Annotated in this window: 16 protein-coding genes and 2 pseudogenes; 14 read left to right on the top strand and 4 right to left on the bottom strand. The window is 68.8% G+C overall.

Translation table 11 applies throughout. The features are described from left to right. The first annotated feature begins 214 nt into the window (after nt 1–214). From CP976_RS02820 to uidA, 4 genes are all read left to right on the top strand, one after another. Nucleotides 215–1,414, top strand: a complete 1,200-nt coding sequence (locus CP976_RS02820; protein ID WP_167537259.1) for a sugar ABC transporter substrate-binding protein — start codon at nt 215–217, stop codon at nt 1,412–1,414. Further along, complete coding sequence (locus tag CP976_RS02815; protein WP_150478850.1) at nt 1,411–2,364, top strand: carbohydrate ABC transporter permease; 954 nt, start codon at nt 1,411–1,413, stop codon at nt 2,362–2,364. Before CP976_RS02820 ends, CP976_RS02815 begins: the two co-directional genes overlap by 4 nt. A gap of 1 nt (nt 2,365) precedes the next feature. Next, the gene (locus CP976_RS02810) at nt 2,366–3,241 is read left to right on the top strand and encodes a carbohydrate ABC transporter permease (RefSeq protein ID WP_150478849.1); all 876 of its coding nucleotides are present in this window, start codon (nt 2,366–2,368) and stop codon (nt 3,239–3,241) included. A gap of 119 nt (nt 3,242–3,360) precedes the next feature. Further along, entirely contained in the window at nt 3,361–5,151 is a 1,791-nt protein-coding gene (uidA, locus tag CP976_RS02805) for a beta-glucuronidase (RefSeq protein WP_150478848.1), read from the top strand. Between the two features lie 52 nt (nt 5,152–5,203). Here the strand turns inward: uidA and CP976_RS02800 are convergent. Then, nucleotides 5,204–5,555: pseudogene (locus CP976_RS02800) on the bottom strand (transposase family protein); the annotation flags it as partial. Between the two features lie 305 nt (nt 5,556–5,860). Then, the gene (locus tag CP976_RS02795) at nt 5,861–6,031 is read right to left on the bottom strand and encodes a DUF5670 family protein (RefSeq protein ID WP_030933194.1); all 171 of its coding nucleotides are present in this window, start codon (nt 6,029–6,031) and stop codon (nt 5,861–5,863) included. Nucleotides 6,032–6,344: 313 nt separating this feature from the next. Here CP976_RS02795 and CP976_RS02790 point away from each other — a divergent pair. Continuing rightward, nucleotides 6,345–6,554 (top strand): annotated as a pseudogene (locus CP976_RS02790) (ANTAR domain-containing protein); the annotation flags it as partial. 107 nt (nt 6,555–6,661) lie between these two features. On the opposite strand, the gene CP976_RS02785 reads toward CP976_RS02790, so the two are convergent. Then, nucleotides 6,662–7,024, bottom strand: coding sequence for an STAS domain-containing protein (locus tag CP976_RS02785; RefSeq protein ID WP_150478847.1), 363 nt, complete (start codon nt 7,022–7,024; stop codon nt 6,662–6,664). A 214-nt stretch (nt 7,025–7,238) separates the two neighbouring features. On the opposite strand from CP976_RS02785, the gene CP976_RS02780 reads away from it, so the two are divergent. The 4 genes from CP976_RS02780 (at nt 7,239) to CP976_RS02765 (ending at nt 16,221) form a co-directional block, all read left to right on the top strand. Continuing rightward, nucleotides 7,239–7,685, top strand: coding sequence for an ATP-binding protein (locus CP976_RS02780; protein ID WP_150485186.1), 447 nt, complete (start codon nt 7,239–7,241; stop codon nt 7,683–7,685). A 287-nt stretch (nt 7,686–7,972) separates the two neighbouring features. Then, on the top strand, nt 7,973–8,818 hold the full coding sequence (locus tag CP976_RS02775) for an RNA polymerase sigma factor SigF (RefSeq protein WP_150478846.1): 846 nt from the start codon (nt 7,973–7,975) through the stop codon (nt 8,816–8,818). 565 nt (nt 8,819–9,383) lie between these two features. Continuing rightward, a complete protein-coding gene (locus CP976_RS02770) occupies nt 9,384–13,658 on the top strand; it encodes a HAMP domain-containing protein (RefSeq protein ID WP_150478845.1) in 4,275 nt (1,424 codons plus the stop codon). Between the two features lie 97 nt (nt 13,659–13,755). Beyond that, the gene (locus CP976_RS02765) at nt 13,756–16,221 is read left to right on the top strand and encodes a SpoIIE family protein phosphatase (RefSeq protein ID WP_373304883.1); all 2,466 of its coding nucleotides are present in this window, start codon (nt 13,756–13,758) and stop codon (nt 16,219–16,221) included. A gap of 93 nt (nt 16,222–16,314) precedes the next feature. Here CP976_RS02765 and CP976_RS02760 read toward each other — a convergent pair whose 3' ends face one another. Next, nucleotides 16,315–16,998, bottom strand: coding sequence for a GntR family transcriptional regulator (locus CP976_RS02760; protein WP_150478844.1), 684 nt, complete (start codon nt 16,996–16,998; stop codon nt 16,315–16,317). A 109-nt stretch (nt 16,999–17,107) separates the two neighbouring features. Between CP976_RS02760 and CP976_RS02755 the strand changes: the two genes are divergently transcribed. From CP976_RS02755 to CP976_RS02735, 5 genes are all read left to right on the top strand, one after another. Next, nucleotides 17,108–18,274, top strand: coding sequence for a mandelate racemase/muconate lactonizing enzyme family protein (locus tag CP976_RS02755; protein ID WP_150478843.1), 1,167 nt, complete (start codon nt 17,108–17,110; stop codon nt 18,272–18,274). Between the two features lie 182 nt (nt 18,275–18,456). After that, a complete protein-coding gene (locus CP976_RS02750; RefSeq protein WP_150478842.1) occupies nt 18,457–19,797 on the top strand; it encodes a cation:dicarboxylate symporter family transporter in 1,341 nt (446 codons plus the stop codon). A gap of 356 nt (nt 19,798–20,153) precedes the next feature. Beyond that, nucleotides 20,154–20,903, top strand: a complete 750-nt coding sequence (locus CP976_RS02745) for an SDR family oxidoreductase (RefSeq protein WP_150478841.1) — start codon at nt 20,154–20,156, stop codon at nt 20,901–20,903. A 181-nt stretch (nt 20,904–21,084) separates the two neighbouring features. Then, complete coding sequence (locus CP976_RS02740; RefSeq protein WP_150478840.1) at nt 21,085–21,924, top strand: helix-turn-helix transcriptional regulator; 840 nt, start codon at nt 21,085–21,087, stop codon at nt 21,922–21,924. 178 nt (nt 21,925–22,102) lie between these two features. Continuing rightward, nucleotides 22,103–22,696: a TetR/AcrR family transcriptional regulator gene (locus CP976_RS02735; RefSeq protein WP_150478839.1), complete on the top strand. Its 594-nt coding sequence runs from the start codon at nt 22,103–22,105 to the stop codon at nt 22,694–22,696. Nucleotides 22,697–22,721: the final 25 nt, after the last annotated feature.

The raw sequence follows: 22,721 nt of genomic DNA, 5'->3' as shown, positions 1-22,721 counted from the left end.
CGTCGTCGCCATCGCTGAAACTATGGCATCTGTTCGGGTTTCGCTGTACCGTCTCGCTGACCCACCACGACGTGCGGTAGAGCCGCTCACGCATCCACGGGTGGAGAGGAGACGGACGATGATGTTCACCTCACATTTGTCGAAAGCGCTCATCGGCGGTCTGACCGCCACACTGGTTCTGGCCGGTTGCGGCCGGTCCGATACACAACGAGGCGTGGGCGCCAAGGGCGCTCCCGTCGGCACCTCACAGGCCAAGGGACACATCAGCGTCTGGGCCATGGGCACCGAGGGCGAGCGCCTGCCCGAGTTGGCCGCGCGGTTCGAGAAGGCCAACCCGGACGCAAAAGTGCAGGTCACTGCCATCCCGTGGCAGGACTACGCCAAGAAGGTCGAGACGGCGATCGCCTCCAAGGACACGCCCGACGCCACCCTCGTCGGATCCGCCGACCTGACGAACTTCGCCTCGACCGGCGGACTCGAGCAGGTGCCGACGGGCCTCGTCGACACCTCGTCCTTCTACCGCGGCGCCGCCCGGAGCACCACCTTCGACGGAGGCACGTACGCCGTCCCCTGGTACGTGGAGACGCGCGCCCTCTTCTACCGCAAGGACCTGGCACGGGCTGCCGGAGTGTCCGCGCCGAAGACCTGGCAGGAGTACGGCCCGTTCCTCAAGGCCCTCCAGAAGGAGGGCGCGAAGTGGGGTCTGTCGCTGCCCACCGGCGTGGCGCAGAGCTGGCAGAGCGTGCTGCCCTTCATGTGGCAGGCAGGTGCGAACCTGATGAACGAGGACGGCACCGAATTCACCTTCACCACGCCCGAGGCCCGCGAGGGGATGAAGCGCTACCAGTCGTTCTTCACGTCGAAGACCGCGAGCCGCAACGGGCCGGTGAGCCTCGGGGAGATCGAGCCGCAGTTCGTCGACGGTTCCACCGCCGCACTCATCTCGGGCCCCTGGGAGACGGCCCTGCTGAAGGAGGCGGGCGGGGCGGACTTCGTCAAGGACAAGGTGGGGGTCGTCGCGCTCCCGAAGGGGCCGAAGTCCAACGCCGGCTACATCGGGGGAGGGCACTGGTCGGTGTTCAAGGAGGCGAAGAACCGCGACGGGGCCTGGAAGTTCGTCCGGTGGCTCTCCCGGCCCGACGTCCAGCAGGACTGGTACGAACTGTCCGGGGACCTTCCCGCCGTGCAGACGGCCTGGAGTGAGGGGAAGCTCAAGTCGGATCCGACGCTGGCCGTCTTCCGTTCCCAGCTGGAGACCGCGCTGCCCACCCCGAACGTCACGACGTGGAAGCAGATCACCGCGGTCCTCGATGCCGAGATCGAGAAGGTGGCCAAGGGTGTCTCATCGCCCGAGGCGGCTCTGGAACGGGTCCAGGCGAAGGCGTCCTCGATCGGAACGGGGCGGCCTCGATGACCACGACCACCTCCGTGGAACCCGCACGCGAGAGGTCTTCCACCAGGCAGCGGCCCCAGGGGTCGAGGGGCGGTTCCGGACGCCTGCGGCGCACACTGGTCGCCTGGGCCTTCTGCTCGCCCTTCGTCCTGCTGTTCGCCACCTTCGGCTTTTGGCCGGTCCTCTCGTCACTGTCGATGAGCGTCACCGACATCACCAGCAAGGACGTGGAGACGCCCTTCAGCGTCAACTTCGTCGGCCTGGAGAACTACGTCACGCTGTTCGCCGATCCCACCTTCGTCCGCGCCGCTCTGAACACGCTCTATTTCGTCGCTGTGGGAATCCCTCTGACGATGGTGATATCCCTTGCGATCGCCGTCGCTCTGAACTCCGGGATCCAGCGGGCGAAGGGCTTCTTCCGGGTCGCCTACTTCGCTCCGGTCGTGACGAGCATCGTGGCGATAGCGGTCGTGTGGAGGTACCTCTACAAGCCTGACGGGATGATCAACTCGGCCCTGACGCTCGTAGGGATCTCGGGGCCGGACTGGCTGAACGATCCCAACTGGTCCATGCCGGCCCTCATCCTCATGGCGGTCTGGCGGCACTTCGGCATCCCCATGGTGATCTTCCTGGCGGGACTGCAGTCGATACCTCCCGAGCTGCACGAGGCGGCCGTTGTGGACGGCGCGTCCCGCTGGCGTGCCTTTCGCAGCGTGACCTTGCCGCTGCTGCGGCCCGCCACGCTGGTCGTCGCCGTTCTGCTCAGCATCAGCTACCTCCAGTTCTTCGAGGAACCGTTCGTCATGACGAGCGGCGGCCCCTTGGACAGCACGACGTCGATCAGTTACTACGCCTACGAGCAGTTCGGCTTCGGGAACTACGGAATGGCCTCGGCCGCGTCCTATGTGCTGGTCACCGCTATAGCTCTCTTGAGCCTTCTTCAGTTCCGCATCTTCCGAGCGAAGGCCTGACATGACCGCCCCCACCGCAACGACCGGTCCGGCTTTCCGGGACCGACGTCCGCCCCGGCGCGTCCCTACGGCTCGTGTCGTCCTCTACTGCGCTCTCGTGCTGGGACTCCTCGCGACGCTGGCGCCTTTTGCCTGGATGTTCCTCGGCTCGGTGAAACCGACGGGTGAGATCGTCGCCCATCCGAGTTCCTGGATCCCCCGGTCCCCGACCCTCGCCAACTTCGAACAGCTGCTGTCGAAGCAGAACTTCGGACTGTACTTCCTGAACAGCACACTCGTCGCGGTGGCCTGTGTTCTGGGAAATCTGCTGTTCTGCTCGATGGCCGGATACGCCTTCGCGAAGATCGAGTTCGCGGGAAAGCGTCTGCTGTTCGGCCTCGTCCTCACCATGCTGATCATCCCCGGCGTCACGACCTTCGTCCCGCTGTTCGTGCTCGTCAGCAACATGGGCCTGGGCAACTCCTACCTCGGACTCGTCCTGCCCTTCCTCGTGACACCGTTCGGCGTGTTCATCATGCGGCAGTTCATCCAGGACATCCCGGACGCCCTCGTCGAGGCGGCGCGCCTCGACGGTGCGGGCGAATCCCGGATCTTCCTGAGGGTGATCCTTCCTCTGACACAGCCTGCGCTGGCGACGCTGGCGATCCTCACCTTTCTCGCGCAGTGGAACAACTTCCTGTGGCCGCTCGTCGTCGCGCAGACCGAGGACCACTACACGCTGCCCGTCGCCCTCGCACTCTTCTCCGTGGGAGCCAACGGCACCAACTACGGCCTGCTGCTGGCCGGGGCGGTCACGGTCGTCACACCGATCATCCTGCTCTTCCTCGCCCTGCAGCGCCACTTCATCCAGGGCATCGCCAACACCGGCATCAAGTAGACCGACCGCGCCCGACCCGACCGGCCCCCGCAGGCGCGGACGGCTCCCTGGGCGCCCTTCACTTTCTGCCTTTTTCGACTGCCGCGTCGACACGCGCACATACAACAGGAGAACCCACCATGCTTCGTCCCCAGGATGGCCCCACTCGTGAACGCCGCTCTCTCGGCGGCCTGTGGAGCTTCCGCCTGGACGCGGAGGGGGCCGGCCGGGCCGAGGGCTGGTGGCGCTCGCAGCTCGCGAGCGCCGTTGACATCCCGGTGCCGGCCAGTTACAACGACATCTTCCCGGACACAACCGTTCGTGACCATGTCGGGGACGTCTGGTACCAGAGGCAGGTATGGGTTCCTGCCCGGTGGGCGGGGGAACGGACGGTACTCCGCTTCGACGCCGCGACGCATCGTGCCACCGCCTGGGTCAACGATGTGGAGGTCGCCCAGCACGAAGGCGGCTACACCCCCTTCGAGGCCGACGTCACGGCGCACTTGCGGCCGGGTGCCGAGAACCGTGTCACCGTCGTGGTCAACAACGAACTGACCTGGGAGTCGATACCACCTGGCCGAGTGGAGGAACGAGCGGACGGCCGCAGGGTGCAGCACTACTTCCACGACTTCTTCAACTACGCGGGTCTGCACCGGCCCGTGTGGCTGTACACCACGCCCCCCGTCCACATCACCGACATCACCGTGACCACCAGCCTGAAGGACACGACCGGCCTCGTCGCCTACCGCGTGGACAGCAGCGCACAAGCCGAAGAGCACGTGGTGCGTGTCTCACTGCGTGATGCCTCCGGGGTCGAGGTCCATGCCGCCACCGGGGCGGAGGGGACCCTGAAGATCGCGGACGTGCACCCCTGGGCGCCCGGCGACGGCTACCTCTATGAACTCGAGGCCACGCTGTGGAGTACCTCCGGCGACCTCGTCGACAGTTACCGGCAGTCCGTGGGGGTGCGCACGGTGGAGGTACGGGGCAAGGAGTTCCTGATCAACGGAGTCCCGTTCTATTTCAAGGGTTTCGGCAAGCACGAGGACGCCGCCGTGCGCGGCAGGGCTCATGACGACGTCCTGATGGTGCATGACTTCGCCCTGCTGGAGTGGACCGGCGCGAACTCGTTCCGCACCTCGCACTACCCCTATGCAGAGGAGGTGCTGGACTATGCGGACCGACAGGGTGTGGTGGTCATCGACGAGACGGCAGCCGTCGGCCTGAACCTGAACATCGCGGGAGGTGTTTTCGGCTCCGGCCGTAAGGCGTCGACGTTCTCGCCCGACACCGTGGGTGAGAGCACACTTCGCACGCACATGCAGGCGGTAAGGGAGCTCGTGACGCGCGACAAGAACCATCCGAGTGTCGTGCTGTGGTCCATCGCCAACGAGCCGGACAACGTCCAACCAGAGGCGCGCGACTACTTCGCACCGCTGGCGGCCGAGGCACGCCGACTGGATCCCTCACGGCCCGTCGCCTACGTCAACGCGCTCATGGGGAAGCCGGACCAGTGTGTGGTCACCGACCTGTTCGACGTCGTGCTCCTCAACCGTTACTACGGCTGGTACTTCGGCCCCGACGACCTGGCGGCGGCAGAGACGGAGTTGGAAGCGGAACTGCGGCAGTGGGCCGTGCACGACAAGCCCATCGTCATCACCGAGTACGGAGCGGACGCCTACCCCGGACTGCGTAGCGTCGTACCCAGCCCGTGGACCGAGGAGTACCAGACCGAACTGCTCGACGTGTATCACCGGGTGTTCGACCGTGTCGACGCGGTCGTCGGCGAGCAGGTCTGGAACTTCGCCGACTTCGCCACGGCGCCCGGCGTCTTCCGTGTCGACGGCAACAAGAAGGGAGTATTCACCCGCGAACGTCGGCCGAAGGGCGCGGCGTTCAGGCTGCGCGCCCGCTGGCGGAAAGGCGACTGATAGGCCCTAGAGCTGTCGGTCATATGACTTTCGGCTTGGATGCTCGTAGGTCGAGTCGTGGGGGAAACGACAGCTTCGGCTCGGGGATGACGTGCATCCCGCAGTTGAGATAGGCACCGTCGCCGAGGACGGTCACACCCTGGCAGTGCCGGCTCAGCCCGGACGACCGCCAGGCGTGGGCGTCCGCCGTGGTGCCCGGCACCGGTCGCGCGGCCGCGATCACCAGCCGGGTGTCGGCGTCCACGATGACCTGTACGTTCGCCGAGAACCGGTAGTTGCGGCTGGAGGCCGCTACACTCCGGTCGCACCGGGATCAGCGTGCCGTCCATGATCCACAACCGGTCTGCGGCATCCGCGGGGCGGGCCACAGGCTCGAGTGCGAGCAACGGCCCAAGCCGCACCACGGCCGACCCCGCAAGGTTCCGTTGCCGCTCCGTAAGCGAGAGCGAGAGCGGTTGCCTGCGGCGCAGCAGTCGCCGACGTGGACCTGGACTCTGCCATGAGTGCAGAAGAACCGGCGAGCGGGGGAGCGACGGTGATGCGTGTGCGCTGTCCGGACAGGCTGCCGGAGGAGACCTACCGGCAGATCGTGGAGCAGCTCGCGGAGCTCTCCCCGGTGGTGCAGATCCTGCGCAGCGTTGCCGATCCGAGACATGCCTGTGGGCTCCGGATACCTCCGGAGCCCACAGGCGTGCTGCTGCTTGGCGGGTTACCAGCGATACCAGCGGCCCTTGCGGCCGCCCGTGTCCGCGGAGCGCATGACGAAGCCCAGCAGCCAGACGACCAGCACGATGACGGCGATCCACCACAGTGCCTTCAGCGCGAAACCCGCGCCGAAGAGGATCAGAGCCAGCAGAAGAACGAGAAGCAGGGGAACCATAGTTATCAACCTCCGCCGCTCCTCGTGCCCGGCGAATGCAAGAACACACGGTCGATTTTCCTGGTTTCTCCACTGCCGTTGCGGGCATTGAACCCAGTTTCTCCACGTGTTCACCTCACCGCCGGGCCGGTGGGCGGCTGTCGGTTCAGTCGAGTTCTCCGCAGCGAGGCCGCAGGTACCGGCAGTACGTGACACGACCGACGCCTTCCGCCGGCGCACGATCGACCCCTCAGGGGCGAGTTCTTCGTGCGGCGCAGCGGGGCGTCTTGCTGTCGCGGTAGGGGGCAGGTGTACAGGGAAGCCTTGCCCTCGTATGGAGACCAGCATGACGACTTCCCGCGTGCCGCGGCCCTTGCCCGGCGGCACTCGTGACGACGTCACGCACGCCTGCCTGGAACGGGAGAACGCGCAGCTGCGGCATGCGATCGACTCCCATGCGACGGTGGACCAGGCCATCGGGGTACTCACCGCGATCCACCAGCTGGTGCCGGTGGCCGGGTTCGGGATGCTGCGTGAGGTGTCCCAGCACACCAACGGGAGCTGGACGCGGCCGTGCAGCGGCGTCCACACCGGCAGGACGCCCCGGACGTGGAAGCCGGGTGGAGCGCCGTGGGCCGGGCACGGCGTGGGTCAGGCGTTCAGAGCCTGTTCGACGGTGGAATGGCAGTCGATGACCTGGTCCAGGCCGACGAGCTCAAGGACCCGCAGCACCGATGCCTGGGCGCCGGCAATGCGTAGCCATCCCTGGGCGTCACTCATGCTCTGTTGGGCGGCGATGAGGACGTTGATTCCGCTGGAGTCCATGAAGGTCACGCCGCTGAGGTCCACCACGGTCCGCGGCCGCGTCACGCTGCCGTAGGACAGCAGGGCCTCGGTGAGCTCGTTCGTGACGGCGTGGTCGATCTCGCCGCGCAGAGTGACCACCCGGATGTCGTCGGCGGCGGTGTGGTCGACTGACAGGCCGGGCCGGGGTGCTCCGTGAGTGTCTGTCACCGTTTCCTCGCCTGCGCTCGCTGATGGGGGGCTTAAGGCTCCGACACGATGTGCGTTGGAGGCCTGCCCCTGATATTACGGTGAACACCCGTTCGGTCCTCTGTGTAACAGAGCTGAAGGGGCATGCGAGGCAGAATCCGGGGTAAGCGCACGCGGGTGAACGGGGGAAAGGGTGGAGCCGACGGAATCAGTTCCCGATGGTGAGGGCAGCGTGATGCCTGGTGCCCATCCGATGCGTGACACGGTTGCCCTGGACGGTGACGGATCCTGTATCGCCGAGGCACGTCACCGGGCGGTGAATTTCCTTGCCCGCGTCCAGGCTGAGCACGGCCTGCCGGTGTCCGCACGTGCGATGGACCTGACTCAGCTGGTGGTCAGCGAGCTGGTCACCAACGCCCGCAAGTACGCGCCCGGGCCGGTGCTGATGGAACTGCGCATTTCCGGCGCTGTGGTGGAAGTGGTCGTGTGGGACAGCGATCCGGTCCTGCCGGTGGCCCGTGCTGCCGATGCGGGCAGGGTCGGGCAGCACGGCCTGGAGATCGTGATGGCCGTCGCCCAGGGTTTCGAGGTCCAGCGGGAGCCGGTCGGCAAACGCATCACCGCCCGCATCGCCCTCCCCGACGATCTGGACGGTGACATCACCGGACGCCGCCCTCAGTAGCAGCGGCCGGCCGGGGGGCGACGACGGCAGGCGAGAGGCGAGAGGCGAGAGGCGGGGACGGGCGCGGTTCCGGCGTGCAGTGTCGCGGGCGACGGCGATGCCGACGCGATCGGCAGGGAATCCTCGACGATCTCGGATCTCGGCAACTCGTGGATGGGCAGCTCGCAGTCGGGCAAGCCGCAGTGACCGAGAAGATGAGGCGTGGGTGCAGGATGAGGGGGTAGACGCTGCGTCGTCGGCCGCTTCGGCCGGCCGCGGCGGCGGGATCGATCTGGGAGGGGAACGGCATGGCGCCCACGAGCATGGCGGCAGCACAGACGCGGACGGCCGAGCTGCCGGAGGTCGCCGACCCGTCCCGGGTGGCGCCCAAGGACGCCCGCGAACTTTCGAAGCTGTTCTTCCAGCAGCTGGCCGTGCTGGAGGAGGGCACCCCGGAGTACCAGTACGCGCGGAACACGCTGATCGAGATGAACATGTCCCTGGTCCGCTTCGCGGCCGGCCGGTTCCGCAGCCGCGGGCCGGAGGAGATGGAGGACATCGTCCAGGTCGGCATGATCGGGCTGATCAAGGCGATCGACCGCTTCGAGCTGTCCCGGGAGGCGGAGTTCACCTCCTTCGCCATCCCGTACATCGTCGGCGAGATCAAGCGGTTCTTCCGCGACACCACCTGGGCCGTGCACGTCCCGCGACGGCTGCAGGAAGCCCGCGTCCAGCTGGCCCGCGCCACCGAGGAACTGCGCAGCCGACTGGGCCGCACCCCGACGGTCAAGGAGCTGTCGGAGCTGATGAGCCTGCCCGAGGCCGAGGTCCGCGAGGCCCGCCTGGCCGCCAACGGCTACAACTCCGCCTCCCTGGACGCCACGATCAACGGCAGCGAGGACGGCGAAGCCGCGTTGCAGGACTTCATCGGCGCCCTGGACACGGACCTGGAGCTGGTGGAGGACTTCCACGCCCTCGCCCCGCTGCTCGCGGAACTCGACGAGCGCGACCGGCAGATCATCCACATGCGGTTCGTCGAGGAACTCACCCAGGCCCAGATCGGCGAACGCCTGGGCGTCTCCCAGATGCACGTCTCCCGGCTCCTGTCCCGCACCCTTGCCCGACTGCGGGAAGGCATGCTCACCACCCGCTGACGCCTGACGCCTGACGCCTGACAGGGAGGACGGGAGGGCGGCGCGGACGCTGCCGGGGATCGAGGCGCGCTCGCCGTTCTCGCGCGTCGGCCGCGGCCGCTCTGAGCCGGCGGGCACGGTGCAGGCACGCGGGCTTGCGCCACCGGCGGGAGGCACCGGGGACGAACTCGATGCCGACCTCCAGCACCCACCCGTCTGAGCCTGACACGCCCCTCGTCCGTGCGGCGCCCCGGCCGACCGGTGCGAGATCGGCGGCTTCATCACGTCGGTGAGCACCCGCCACCGCACCACTGCGAGGACGCGCATCTCCGGCTGCGAAACCGTGTCCAGTACCCCCGTTCCGCACGGGCATGCGCGTTCCGTGCTGTCCTTATTCCCACGGTTCCCGGCTGGGTCCGGTGCTTTGTTCCGCGCCTGGAACCTGGGTTAACCTGCGGCGTATTTTTCACCTTGCGTACGTCCGTGAACTGCGGAACTGCACGCACGACGGCCGGGCCGCCGATCGGTTCGGGGGGTTCGGAGTCCTCGGTGACGAGGACTCCTGGGGAGCGGAACGAGGTTGCGCATGACCAGCAACAGCGCCGGGGGCGACGAGGTCTCCCCGGGTGATCAGGAGCTGCGGCGGCTCCTGGCGGGCCTGACGGCCGTCCGGGACGGGGACTTCGGCACCCGTCTGCCGGTCGACGCCGACGGCCTCATGGGCGACATCGCCAAGGTCTTCAACGGCATGGTGGACCAGCTGTCCGTGTTCACCTCCGAAGTCACCCGGGTGGCCCGCGAGGTCGGCACCGAGGGGACGCTCGGCGGACAGGCGGAGGTGCCTGGCGTCTCGGGCACCTGGGCCGACCTGACGGACTCGGTCAACGCCATGGCGGGCAACCTGACCACCCAGGTCCGCGACATCGCACAGGTGGCCACGGCGGTGGCCAAGGGCGACCTCTCCCAGAAGATCGACGTGCCCGCCCGCGGCGAGATCCTGCAGCTGAAGGAGACCGTCAACACGATGGTCGACCAGCTCTCGGCGTTCGCCGACGAGGTCACCCGCGTGGCCCGGGAGGTCGGTAGCGAGGGGCGGCTCGGCGGACAGGCCCAGGTGCCGGGTGTGGCCGGTGTCTGGCGTGACCTGACCGACTCCGTCAACCACATGGCGGGCAACCTCACCGGCCAGGTCCGTTCCATCGCCCAGGTGACCACGGCGGTGGCCCAGGGTGACCTCTCCCAGAAGATCACCGTCGACGCGCGTGGTGAGATCCTCGAGCTGAAGAGCACGATCAACACGATGGTCGACCAGCTCTCGGCGTTCGCCGACGAGGTCACCCGTGTCGCCCGGGAGGTCGGCACCGAGGGTCGTCTGGGCGGACAGGCGGACGTCCAGGGTGTCAAGGGCACTTGGCGCGACCTCACCGACTCCGTGAACTTCATGGCGGGCAACCTCACCGGCCAGGTCCGCAACATCGCGCTGGTGGCGACCGCGGTGGCCCAGGGCGACCTCTCCCAGAAGATCACCGTCGACGCGCGTGGTGAGATCCTCGAGCTGAAGAGCACGATCAACACGATGGTCGACCAGCTCTCGGCGTTCGCCGACGAGGTCACCCGCGTGGCCCGCGAGGTCGGCACCGAGGGACGCCTCGGCGGACAGGCCCAGGTGCGGGGCGTGTCGGGCACCTGGAAGGACCTCACCGACAACGTCAACGTCATGGCCTCCAACCTGACCGGCCAGGTCCGTTCCATCGCCCAGGTCGCCACCGCCGTGGCGCGCGGCGACCTGTCGCAGCGGATCACGGTCGAGGTCAAGGGCGAGGTCGCGGCGCTGGCGGACGTCATCAACACGATGGTCGACACGCTGTCGGCCTTCGCCGACGAGGTCACCCGCGTGGCCCGCGAGGTCGGCACCGAGGGACGCCTCGGCGGGCAGGCGCACGTGCCGAACGTCGCGGGCACTTGGAAGGACCTCACCGACAACGTCAACTCGATGGCCAACAACCTCACCGGCCAGGTGCGCAACATCGCGCTCGTGACGACCGCGGTGGCCAGGGGTGACCTGTCGAAGAAGATCGACGTGGACGCCCGCGGTGAGATCCTGGAACTCAAGACGACGATCAACACGATGGTCGACCAGCTCTCCGCGTTCGCCGACGAGGTCACCCGCGTCGCCCGCGAGGTCGGCACCGAGGGACGCCTCGGCGGACAGGCCGAGGTGGAAGGCGTCTCCGGCACCTGGAAGCGCCTGACGGAGAACGTCAACGAGCTGGCGGGCAACCTGACCCGGCAGGTGCGCGCCATCGCGGAGGTCGCGAGCGCCGTCGCCGAGGGCGACCTGACGCGTTCGATCACCGTGGAGGCCTCCGGCGAGGTCGCCGAGCTCAAGGACAACATCAACTCGATGGTGGAGTCCCTGCGCGAGACCACCCGGGCCAACCAGGAGCAGGACTGGCTCAAGACGAACCTCGCCCGGATCTCGGGCCTGATGCAGGGCCACCGCGACCTGCCCGTGGTCGCGGAACTGATCATGGACGAGCTGGTCCCCCTGGTGGCGGCCCAGTACGGGGCCTTCTACCTGGCCGAGGACGGCGACGACGGCCCCCGGCTGCGGCTCGTCGGTTCCTACGGCTACCCGGAGGACGACACCCGGCCCACACGCATCGCCTTCGGCCGCACCCTGGTGGGTCAGGCCGCCCGCAGCCGGCGCACCATCACGGTGGACGACCTGCCGCCGGACTACGTGACCATCTCCTCGGGGCTCGGCCACGTGGTGCCGACCGCGCTCGTGCTGCTGCCCATCGTGGTCGAGGACCAGGTCCTCGGCGTCATCGAGCTGGCGTCGGTCACCTCCTTCACCCAGATTCAGCACGACTTCCTGGCTCAGCTGATGGAGACCATCGGCGTCAACGTCAACACCATCGTGGCCAACGCCCGTACCGACGAGCTCCTGGCCGAGTCGCAACGCCTGACGGCCGAACTCCAGGACCGGTCAGCGGAGTTGCAGGTACAGCAGGAGGAACTCCAGCGTTCCAACGCCGACCTGGAGGAGAAGGCCTCGCTGCTGGTGGCACAGAACCGGGACATCGAGGCGAAGAACCTGCAGATCGAACAGGCCCGGCAGGAACTGGAGACACGTGCCCAGCAGCTGTCGCTGGCCTCGAAGTACAAGTCGGAGTTCCTGGCGAACATGAGCCACGAGCTGCGCACCCCGCTCAACAGCCTGCTCATCCTCGCCCAGTTGCTGGCCCAGAACCCGTCCCGCAACCTCACCCCGAAGCAGGTCGAGTACGCGCAGATCATCCACTCCGCCGGCTCGGACCTGCTCCAGCTGATCAGCGACATCCTCGACCTGTCGAAGGTCGAGGCCGGGAAGATGGACGTCACGCCCGAGCGGGTGGCGCTGCGCCAGCTCATCGAGTACGTCGAGGCCACCTTCCGGCCCATGACGACGCAGAAGAGCCTGGACTTCACGGTGACGACCGCCCCCGGCGCGCCCGCAGACCTGCTCACGGACGACTCGCGGCTGCGCCAGGTGCTGCGCAACCTCCTGTCGAACGCCGTGAAGTTCACCGAGCGGGGCGGCGTGCAGCTGAGCATCGAACCAGCGGTGGACGAGGAGGTGCCCGAGGGAGTGATCCGGGGCGGCGCCGTGGTGGCCTTCCGTGTGAAGGACACCGGCATCGGCATCCCGGAGCAGCAGCTGGAGACGATCTTCGGCGCCTTCCAGCAGGCGGACGGCACGACGAGCCGCAAGTACGGCGGCACCGGTCTCGGCCTGTCCATCACACGGGAGATCGCCCATCTGCTGGGGGGTGCCGTCACGGTGGACAGCACGCCCGGCCAGGGCAGTACGTTCACGCTCTTCCTGCCCGTGGCCCGTCCCGACTTCGAGGAACTGCTCGGCCACGGCAGCACCGCGGAGCGGGTCCCGGCCGAGCCCCTCCCCGAGGGGGTGTCACGCCGGGTGCCGGTGCCTCGGATCGGGCCCGGACCGCGGCCCCGGCGCCTGCTCGTCGTGGAGGAGAGACCGCGCGGTCTGCTGACCCTCGTCGCGGAGAGCGTGGTCGCGGACCTCACGCACGGCCGTGAAGACGGTGGACAGCGGCCCGCGGTCGACATCATCACCGCCGTCGGGGCTCAGGAGGCGGCGGGCGCCCTCGCGGCCGAACCGTGCCACTGCGTCGTCCTGGATCTGGGCACGCGGGAAGGCGAGGCCTCCCGGTTCCTAGAGGCCCTGGAGGGTGACTCGGCGCTGGCGAGTGTTCCCGTCCTGGTGCACAGCGGTCATCGCGCAGACCTGGTCCTGGAAGAGACGTTGCGGTCCCGCTCGGCGGGCGGGGCGCTGGAGTTCCTGTCGAGTCTCGACGAACTGCGCGAGCGCATCGCCCTGCACCTGTCCGCCGAGGAGCCCGGGGACGTCCTGTCCCTGGTCCGGCCCGAGGAACCGCGGCCTGTGACGCCGCACCCCGTCGACGACTCGCCGGCGGCGGGCCGTACCGTCCTCGTCGTCGACGACGACGCGCGCAACCTCTTCGCGCTCAGCGGGATCCTGGAGCTCCACGGCTTCCGGGTCCTGCACGCCGAGAACGGGCGCCAGGGCATCGAGACGCTGGTGAACAACCCTGACGTCGCGCTCGTGCTCATGGACGTGATGATGCCGGAGATGGACGGCTACACCGCGACGGCCGAGATCCGCAGGATGCCGCAGTACGCCGAGCTGCCCATCATCGCCGTCACGGCCAAGGCGATGCCCGGCGACCGGGAGAAGAGCCTCGCCTCGGGCGCCAGCGACTACGTCACCAAGCCCGTCGACACACGCGATCTCATCGCCTGCGTCCGGCGCTGGCTGCCCGTATGAGCACGCCGGTGCCCGTCCCGCACCCCGGTGGGCCGGACGCCCCGCAGCGCCTGCCGTTCCGCGCCCCAGGGTGCTTCAGCCGAGGAGCCTTCACACCGTGAGCAAGTCCGAGCATCCGGGCGAACCGGGTCGCGGCGGTGAGCCGAAGCTCGAATCCGGCACTTCCCCGGCATCATCCTCCCCGCCGGTGACCTCCGCCGACGGGACACCCGCGGATCCCGTGGGTGTCCCGCCCGCCTCGCCGGTGGGCAGACTGGCGGCCACGGTGGAACGGCTCAGCCGTGAGGTGCGGGCCGCCCAGGCGGATGCCGAGGGGCGCGCCCTGATCGAACTCGCCAAGGGCATCCTGGTCGAACGGCTGACGTGCGGGCCGGCCCAGGCCGCCCGGCAGCTCGCCGAGCTGGCCGAGCAGGCCCAGGTCACGCCCCTCGAACTCGCGGTCGACATCATCAACCAGGCTGCCCGGGACCGGATGTCCGAGGTGACGGACGCGTTCCTCGCCGCCACCAGGGCAGCGGACGAGGCGAAGACCGAGTCGGCCGCCGTACGCCTGCGCGCGGCGGAGAGCGGCGCGCTGTCCGCGGACGACACCCAGGCAGTGGCCGAAGCCCTGCTGGAGCAGGCGCTGCGCCCGCTCGGCGCGGTGGCCGTGGCCGTCTGGGCCGCGGGTTCCGACGGTTCGCTCACCCTGGCGGGCAGCGCCGGGTTCTCCCCGGCCGAGGCCGCACGCTGGCGCTACGTCCCTCCGGACGTGGTGACGGTGGCGCGGCGCGGCCTCACCGAGCGCATGGGGCAGTGGATCACGTCCCTCGCGGAGACCGGACTGCCCAGCATCGGCCTGCATCACCATCCGCAAGGAGGCAGGGCCGCCCTGCCCGCCGGCACCGGGGGCCGCATCCACGGCGTGCTGGAGATCGCCTGGCCGACGCCCCTGGCGCCGCAGCCCCCGCAGATCATCCGCCAGGTGGAGGCCCTGGCGGAGCTGTGCGGCCACACGCTGGAGACGTACACGCTGCAACACGGTCCCGCCCAGGAACCGCGCGTCCTGCCGGACGCCGCGGAGCTGATGGACCTGGCCGACGGGCTGCACGACCCCGCGCTGGTCCTGGTGCCGCACCTCGACGACGCCGGGCACCTGGTGGACTTCCGCATCCAGCACGTCAACAACCGCTTCCTGGATCCGGCCGGCCGGCCGCGCGCGGTCGTGAACGGCGCACTGCTGCTGGAGGCATACCCGATGGCCGCGGGGGACAGCGAGCTGTTCCAACGCATCGAGCGCGTGTATGCCACCGGTGAGCCCTTCAGGGCCCGCCGGATGAACCTCACCGCCCTCGTCGACCAGGTCCCCCTCTCGGCGATCGCGGACATCAGTATCAGCCGGCACGGCACCACCGTCCTCCTCATCTGGCGCATCGAGGACGAGACGGCGCGACTGGCGAGCCTGCTCCAGCACGCTCAGCGCCTCGGCCGCATCGGCGGCTTCGAGGAGAACCTGCTGACCGGCGAGATCACCTGGAACGGGCAGCTGTTCGACCTCTACGGGCGCCCGCAGTCGAGCACCCCGGTGCCCCTGGAGAATCTGCCGGCCCACGCGCATCCGGACGACGGCGTCTCCATCCGCCGCTTCCTGCGCACGCTGCTGCACCACCGGCGGCCGGCCGCCGCGGCCTTCCGGCTCCAGCGGCCGGACGGGGTGACCCGCCACATCCGCGTCGTCGCCGAGCCGGTACTCGACACCGACGGCCGGCTGCTCCTGATCCGCGGCGCCTGCCAGGACATCTCCGCCCAGCACTGGACCGAGGTGGCGCTCGCCGCTACCCGCGACCAGCTGGCGCACACCGAGCAGCAGGCTACCGAACGCAACCGGCTCACCCTCCAGTTGCAGCACGCCATCATGCCGCCCGCACAGGCACCGTTGCAGGTCCCCGGCCTCCAGGTGGCCGTCCGCTACCGGCCCGCGGAGACCGAGCAACTGGTGGGCGGCGACTGGTACGACACGGTCGTGCTGCCCTCCCGGCAGGTGCTGCTGTGTGTGGGAGACGTGGCCGGCCACGGCATCGAGGCCGCGACCAGCATGGTCGTCCTGCGCAACGCGCTGCGTGGCCTGGCGGTGACCGGCGCCGGGCCTGGCCAGCTGCTGTCGTGGCTCAACATCGTGGCGCACCACCTGACGGGCGCCGTCACCGCGACGGCGGTGTGCGGTCTGTACGATCCGGCCCTGCGGACGCTGCGCTGGGCCAGGGCGGGCCACCTGCCGCCCGTGCTCGTCCAGGGCAGTGAGGCGGCTGCCCTGCCCCTGGTCAAGGGGATGCTGCTCGGAGCGCTGCCCGAGGTCGTGTACGAGGAGGCCGAGATTCAACTGGCCGAGGGGGACACCCTGTTGATGTACACGGACGGCCTGATCGAACGCCGCGACCGGTCCGTGGAGGAGTCCCTGATCCACCTGCTGACCACCGCCCGCACGGCGCCCAGCACACTCGACCAGCAGCTGGACCGCCTGCTGACCTACAGCAATTCGGACACCGACGACGACACGTGCATCGTGGGCATCCGGGTGGGGTGACGGGCTTGGACGTCCCACATTCCTGCGCCTCGCCACCATCCACCAGAACAGAGGTGAATGCCCCTCATGCATCACCGCGCCGGTCGCCGCGCGTCACGTCCCGCGAATGCCCTCGCGGTCTTCGAGGGCGCTGATGGCGGTGGCGGTGAGGCTGTGGGTGATGTGGCCTCGCATCAGCTGGGCGGCTTCGGCGGCGCGGCCGTCCACGATGAGGGAGACAAGTTGGTGGTGCTCCTGTAGGTCCCGGGTGCGGGGTTCGTCACCGGGCGGGAGTTCGAGGCCGAGGCGCCGGTAGCGGTCGGACTTGTCCCACAGGTCGTCCAGGAGACGGATGAGGACGTCGTTGTGCGAGGCCCGGTACACCGCCTGGTGGAAGGCGCGGTGGGCCGTGAGTGCCTCTTCCCCCCATTGGCGGGTGACGGGGAGGAGCTTGTCGACGGCGGCCCGCATCGTGGCGATGTCGTCGTCGGTCCGTCGCTGGGCGGCGAGTTCGGCGGCGGTCGGGTCCAGGGACAGGCGGACCTCGAACAGCTGGCGGGCCTCGTTCGAGTTCATCACGGAGACCCGGACGTCGCGGTGGGTTTCGACGGTGACGAGTCCCTCGCTGCTGAGGCGGCGGATGGCCTCGCGCAGGGGCGTGATGCTCATGTTGAGGGACTCGGCGAGGTCGTACTGGGCGAGCCGTGACCCGGCAGGAAGAGTGCCGAAGAGGATCCGATCGCGGAGTTCCGCGTAGGCGAGGTCGCTCTTGCTGAAGAACAGGTTCTGTCCTGCCATAGCCTCCTGACCGTTCCTTCCCGGAGGTTCCCCACCCCTTGACATCCCGCAGCGGACCAGCCCAGTCTAACAGCCGTCGCATCTTATAAGATATGAGAAAGGCTCCGCAGTGAAGATCACCAACGTCTACGAGGACGTCGTTACGATCAGCTCCTCGATCCGCAACGCCTGGATCGACTTCAGCTCCATGGACTGTTCGATCGTGGCGATCGAGAGCGACGTCATCCGGGACGGCAAGCCCGTGGTGGGCTACGGCTTCAACTCCAACGGCCGCTACAGCGCCGGAGAGATCCTGCGCCGCCGGGTCCTGCCCCGCCTCCTCGAGGCCGAGCCCGGCAGCCTGCTCGACGAGCAGGGCAGCCTGGACCACGCCAAGGCGTGGGACGTGATGATGACCAACGAGAAGCCCGGCGGGCACGGCGAGCGCTCGGTCGCGGTCGGTGTGGTGGACATGGCCCTGTTCGACCTGGCCTCCAAGATCGAGGGCAAGCCGCTGTACCGGTATCTGTCCGAGCGCTACGGCGACGGGCAGCCCGACGAGTCCGTCTTCGTCTACGCCGCCGGCGGCTACTACGCCCCGGGCAAGACGCTCACCGACCTTCAGGACGAGATGCGCGGCTTCCTCGACCTGGGCTACGACGTCGTCAAGATGAAGATCGGCGGCGCCGACCTGGCGGAGGACCTGCGCCGTATCGAGGCCGTCATCGACGTCCTGGACGGCGACGGGTCCCGGCTGGCCGTCGACGTCAACGGCCGCTTCGACCTCGACACGGCCCTGGAGTACGGGCGGGCCATCGAGCCCTACGGGCTGTTCTGGTACGAGGAGATCGGCGACCCGCTCGACTACCACCTCAACGCCACCGTCGCCGAGCACTACACCGGCTCCATCGCCACGGGCGAGAACCTCTTCTCCCTCCAGGACGCCCGCAACCTGATCCGCTACGGCGGCCTGCGCCCCGACCGCGACACCATCCAGGTTGACCCCGCGCTCTCCTACGGTCTGGTGGAGTACCTGCGCATCCAGGACATGCTCCGTCAGCACGGCTGGTCATCTAGGCGCTGCATCCCGCACGGCGGGCACCAGTTCTCCCTGCACATCGCAGCCGCCCTCAAGCTCGGCGGCAACGAGTCCTACCCGGGCGAGTTCCAGCCCACCGGCGGCTTCGCCGACGACGCCGTCGTCGAGAAGAGCCGCGTCGGCCTGACAGACACCCCCGGCATCGGCTTCGAAAGCAAGGCCGCCTTCTACAAGGTGCTGCGCGCCCTGCACAGCTGACCGCCACCTCACCGCAGACGCACCCACCACAGACGCGCCCGCCACCGGGCGGGCGCCGTCGTCCGGCGCCGCCGGATACGGGCGCCACACACGAGATCGGGGGCGCGCGAGCCACGTTCGCGTCCCCCGCACCCCCCACGGGACAGGGCTACACACGATCGTCGTGCAAGGGAGCACCAACGATGACAAGCACCACCACCGCCGGCCGCCCGCAGCGGTCACGGCTGAGCCTTCTCATACGGGAGCTGTGGTTCCAGGTCGTACTGGCCGCCGTCCTCGGCATCGCCGTCGGCATCCTCGCGCCCGGGCTGGGTGAGGACCTGAAGCCGCTCAACGACTGGTTCATCGCGCTGGTCAAGATGATCGTGATCCCGGTCGTCTTCTGCGTGGTCACCACCGGCATCGCCTCCATGGACAACCTGCGCAAGGCGGGCCGGATCGGTGTGAAGGCGATCGGCTACTTCCTGGTGCTGTCCCTGGCGTCCATGCTGATCGGGCTGGTCGTCGCCAACATCTTCCAGCCCGGCTCCGGCCTGCACGTCGACCCCTCGTCACTGAACGCCGACGACGTGCCCGAGACCGCCACCGAGCACGCCACCTTCACCGGCTTCGTCTCCTCCCTCATCCCCGCCTCCCTGCTGGGCGCGATCACCGGGGACGCGATCCTGTCCGCGCTGATGGTCTCGATCGTCTTCGGTGTGGCCCTGAACATGGCCGGCGAGGAAGGGGCACCGCTGACCCGCGGCATCAAGGCGCTGTCGGACGTCGTCTTCCGCATCGTGGGCTGGGTGATGCGGCTCGCGCCCCTGGGCACCTTCGGCGCCCTGGCCACCGTGGTCGCCACCTACGGCGCCGAGAGCCTCAAACAGCTCGGCTACCTCATCATCCTGTTCACCGCGACCTGCATCGTCTACGTCCTGGTCGTCCTCGGCGCCATCATGCGGGCCTGCCGCCTGAGCCTGTTCGGCCTCATCCGCTTCCTCAAGGCCGAACTGCTCGTCGCCCTCAGCACCTGTTCCAGCGAGGCCGTCCTGCCCCAGCTGGTACGCAAACTGGAGATCCTAGGCATCGGCCGGCCCGTGGTCGGCATCGTCATCCCCTCCGGGTTCTCCTTCAACCTGGACGGCTCCGCGGTCTACCTGACGATGGCCTCCCTCTTCCTGGCCCAGGCCATGGGCATCGACCTGTCCTGGCAGCAGCAGTTGGTCATGGTCGGCGTCATGATGCTCACCAGCAAGGGCACCGCCGGGATCGCGGGCGGCGCGTTCATCGTCCTCGCCAGCACCGTCACCGCGGTCGGCCACATCCCGCTCGCCGCCCTCTCCCTGATCGTCGGCATCGACCGCATCCTCAACGAGGGACGCGTCTTCATCAACGTCCTCGGCAACGCCGTCGCCACCATCGTGATCGGCAAGTGGGAGAACGACTTCGACACCGAACAGGCCCGCAAGGTCCTGCGCTCCCGCACCACCACGCCGCCGCAGGCCGAGTTGGACACCGCCAAGGTCGGCGCCGACAAGTAGCCGCCCGTCGAGTGCGGTCGCCCCTCGACGGCATATACGTCACCTACCGGCGGCCTCCTCTTCGCCGTCATCACCTCCGAGCCCGCGCTGGACGAGGCTGTGGAGTCCAACCGCTCCCTCCACAGCTGACCAGACGCCGCGCCCTGCGGCACGGCCTCCGCGGCCGTGCCGCAGCGCCGGGGACTCCCGCCAAGGGATCCCTTTGCCCACCACCGCCTCAGCTTGACTCGATGCCGCGACGCAGGCAGAGACCGCCGATCCATGGATGAACCCTCCTCTCCCGCCCCTGCGCGGGCGCCCCTACGTTCGAGGCCGCAGGCGCTCACCGGCCCGCCGTAACGAAGGAGCGAGACCCCATGAAGATGACCGGCAACACGATCCTGATCACCGGCGGCACCTCGGGCATCGGGCTCGGCCTGGCCCTGCGCCTCCACGAGGCCGGCAACAAGGTGATCGTCGCCGGCCGGCGCAAGGAACTCCTCGACGACATCACGGCCGAGCACCCGGGCATCGACGCGCTCGTCCTCGATGTCGCGGACCCCGACGCGATCGCCCGGGCCCGTGAGACCGTTGCAGCGAGCCACCCGGGGCTGAACGTCCTGGTCAACAACGCCGGCATCATGCTGCGGGAGGACCTCCTCGACCGGGCCGGACTCCCGGTCGCCGAGGACCACGTCACGGTCAACCTGCTCGGCACGATCCGGATGACGTACGCCTTCCTGCCGCTGCTGGTGGGCAAGGACGACGCGGTCGTCATGAACGTCACCTCCGCGCTGGCGTTCGTCCCGTACCAGAGCACCCCGACCTACAGCGCGACCAAGGCCGCGCTGCACTCCTTCTCCGAGAGCCTGCGCATCCAGCTCGCCGGTGCTGACGCCGGCGTCCAGGTGATCGAGGTGGTCCCACCGGGCGTGCGCACGACCCTGCTGGGCCAGCAGGACAGCGACCAATCCATGCCGTTGGACGACTTCCTCACCGAGACCCTCGACCTGCTGCGCGAGAAGCCCGACGCGAAGGAGTTTGTCGTCGAGCGCGCCAAATTCATCCGCGACGCGGAGGCCAACGGCTCCTACGACGACGTCCTCGCCATGATCAGCGGCAGCTGACCGACCTGTAATGACCGACGCGGAACAGTAAGGAAGCGCCTTCGGCTTCGCCCCGGTCGTCGCACTGCGAGCGGCTCGGCGTCGGCCGTGCGGGGCGCCTTCGCGGGGGTGGGAGCGGAGAGCTCAGCCATGGATCGGCGGTCCCTGGATAGCCGGGCGGGATGCGGCGAGGATGGGGGGCATGGACAAGAAGAAACTGGCGGAATTCCTGCGCCGTCGGCGTGAGATGTTGCGCCCCCGCGACGTCGGGCTGGTCGAGGGGCCGCGCAGGCGTACGCAGGGGCTGCGCCGCGAGGAGGTCGCGCAGCTCGCCGGCATGTCCACCGACTACTACGCCCGGCTGGAACAGCAGCGTGCTCCGCAGCCCTCCGTCCAGATCACCACCGCTCTCGCCCGGGCACTGCGGCTGACCCTGGACGAACGCGACCATCTCTTCGTCCTCATCGGCCACAACGCCCCGGCCCGCTTCCACCGCTCCGAAGATGTCAGCCCGACGCTGCTGCGGGTCCTGGACCGCCTGGACGACTCCCCGGCCCTGGTGCAGACCGACCTGGTCGACACCCTCGCGATGAACCCCTTGGCCGTCGCGCTGCTCGGCGACCAGACCCGCCACACCGGTCTGGCCCGCAGCGGCTACTACCGCTGGTTCATGGACCCGTCCGAACGTCTGATGGTTCCCGAGGAGGCCCGTGAACGCCACGGCCGCGCCCAGGCGGCACGCCTGCGGGCCGCGCTGACAGCCGGCAGCGACACCCCCCGGGCCGCCCGGATCCTCGCCGAACTCCAGGAGCACAGCTCCGAGTTCGTCCGTATGTGGGAACTTCAGGAGGTCGCCCGGCGCTACGACGACTGCAAGACCATCCTCCATCCCGAACTCGGCCGCATCGACGTCGACGCCCAGGTCCTGTTCACCGAGAACCGTGCCCAGACCCTGGTGGTGCTGACCACTCGCCCCGGCACGGAGAGTCACAGCAAACTCGAACTGCTCTCCGTCATAGGGCACGAGCAGCTCACGCCCTGACGTCCTGGACCCCGGGGGACGGGGCAAGGCTCGGCGCGGGAGGGCCCGGATAAGTGCACCCGGAGTGGTTGCGCGACCTCCGGTTTGACCGGAGGGCTCCTCCGTTTTACTGTCGAGTGCGTACGGAGGCAGCATCCGTTTTGGTGCGGCCGCAGGATCACGGCAGGCAGGAGGGCGCATGAGCGCCGCTGAACAGCGGGGACGCAAGCCCCGCGCGGACGTCCAGCGCAACCGCGCTGCCCTCCTGGAGACCGCGCAGCGTCACTTCCTGCAGCACGGGGTCGGCACCTCCCTCGAGGCGGTGGCCAAGGAGGCGGGCGTCGGGCCCGGCACCCTGTACCGGCACTTCCCCACCCGGGAGGCGCTGCTGGCGGCTGTGCTGCAGACCCGCTCCGAGGAGCTGGTGGCCCGCCAGGCGGACATCGATCAGCTCGGCGACCCGGCCGAGGCGCTGGAGCAGTGGCTGCGGGCGATGGAGGAGTACTTCAGCGCCTTCAGCGGGCTGCCGGACCCGCTCATGGCCGCGGCCCGGGCGCAGGAGCCGGACAACCCGCTCACGATTCCCTGCGACATCCTCATCTCCGCCACCGATCAGTACGTGCGAGCCGCGCAGCTCGCGGGGCGCGTGCGCGCGTCGGTGCGGGGGCAAGACCTGTTCCTCGCGGCCTGTTCCATTGCCTGGATCAAGGGCAACGGCACCGAGGAGGAGTCGCTCGACCGGCTCCGCATGCTCATCGCGAGCGGCTACCGCCAGCGGGACACCCAGGCGTAAAACCTCAGGCACCCCGCCCCGACTC

The organism is Streptomyces coeruleorubidus (genome assembly GCF_008705135.1).
In the GTDB taxonomy this organism is placed as follows: domain Bacteria; phylum Actinomycetota; class Actinomycetes; order Streptomycetales; family Streptomycetaceae; genus Streptomyces; species Streptomyces coeruleofuscus.
The sequence above is the reverse complement of the archived record's forward strand: the minus strand, read 5'-3'. Positions and strand labels throughout refer to the sequence as shown.

Bases quoted from the DNA above. Each gene is read 5' to 3' on its own strand.
- CP976_RS02815 (WP_150478850.1), top strand. From the start codon at position 1,411: ATGACCACGACCACCTCCGTGGAACCCGCACGCGAGAGGTCTTCCACC.
- CP976_RS02810 (WP_150478849.1), top strand. From the start codon at position 2,366: ATGACCGCCCCCACCGCAACGACCGGTCCGGCTTTCCGGGACCGACGT.
- uidA (WP_150478848.1), top strand. From the start codon at position 3,361: ATGCTTCGTCCCCAGGATGGCCCCACTCGTGAACGCCGCTCTCTCGGC.
- CP976_RS02795 (WP_030933194.1), bottom strand. From the start codon at position 6,031: ATGGTTCCCCTGCTTCTCGTTCTTCTGCTGGCTCTGATCCTCTTCGGC.
- CP976_RS02780 (WP_150485186.1), top strand. From the start codon at position 7,239: ATGCCTGGTGCCCATCCGATGCGTGACACGGTTGCCCTGGACGGTGAC.
- CP976_RS02775 (WP_150478846.1), top strand. From the start codon at position 7,973: ATGGCGCCCACGAGCATGGCGGCAGCACAGACGCGGACGGCCGAGCTG.
- CP976_RS02770 (WP_150478845.1), top strand. From the start codon at position 9,384: ATGACCAGCAACAGCGCCGGGGGCGACGAGGTCTCCCCGGGTGATCAG.
- CP976_RS02760 (WP_150478844.1), bottom strand. From the start codon at position 16,998: ATGGCAGGACAGAACCTGTTCTTCAGCAAGAGCGACCTCGCCTACGCG.
- CP976_RS02750 (WP_150478842.1), top strand. From the start codon at position 18,457: ATGACAAGCACCACCACCGCCGGCCGCCCGCAGCGGTCACGGCTGAGC.
- CP976_RS02745 (WP_150478841.1), top strand. From the start codon at position 20,154: ATGAAGATGACCGGCAACACGATCCTGATCACCGGCGGCACCTCGGGC.
- CP976_RS02740 (WP_150478840.1), top strand. From the start codon at position 21,085: ATGGACAAGAAGAAACTGGCGGAATTCCTGCGCCGTCGGCGTGAGATG.
- CP976_RS02735 (WP_150478839.1), top strand. From the start codon at position 22,103: ATGAGCGCCGCTGAACAGCGGGGACGCAAGCCCCGCGCGGACGTCCAG.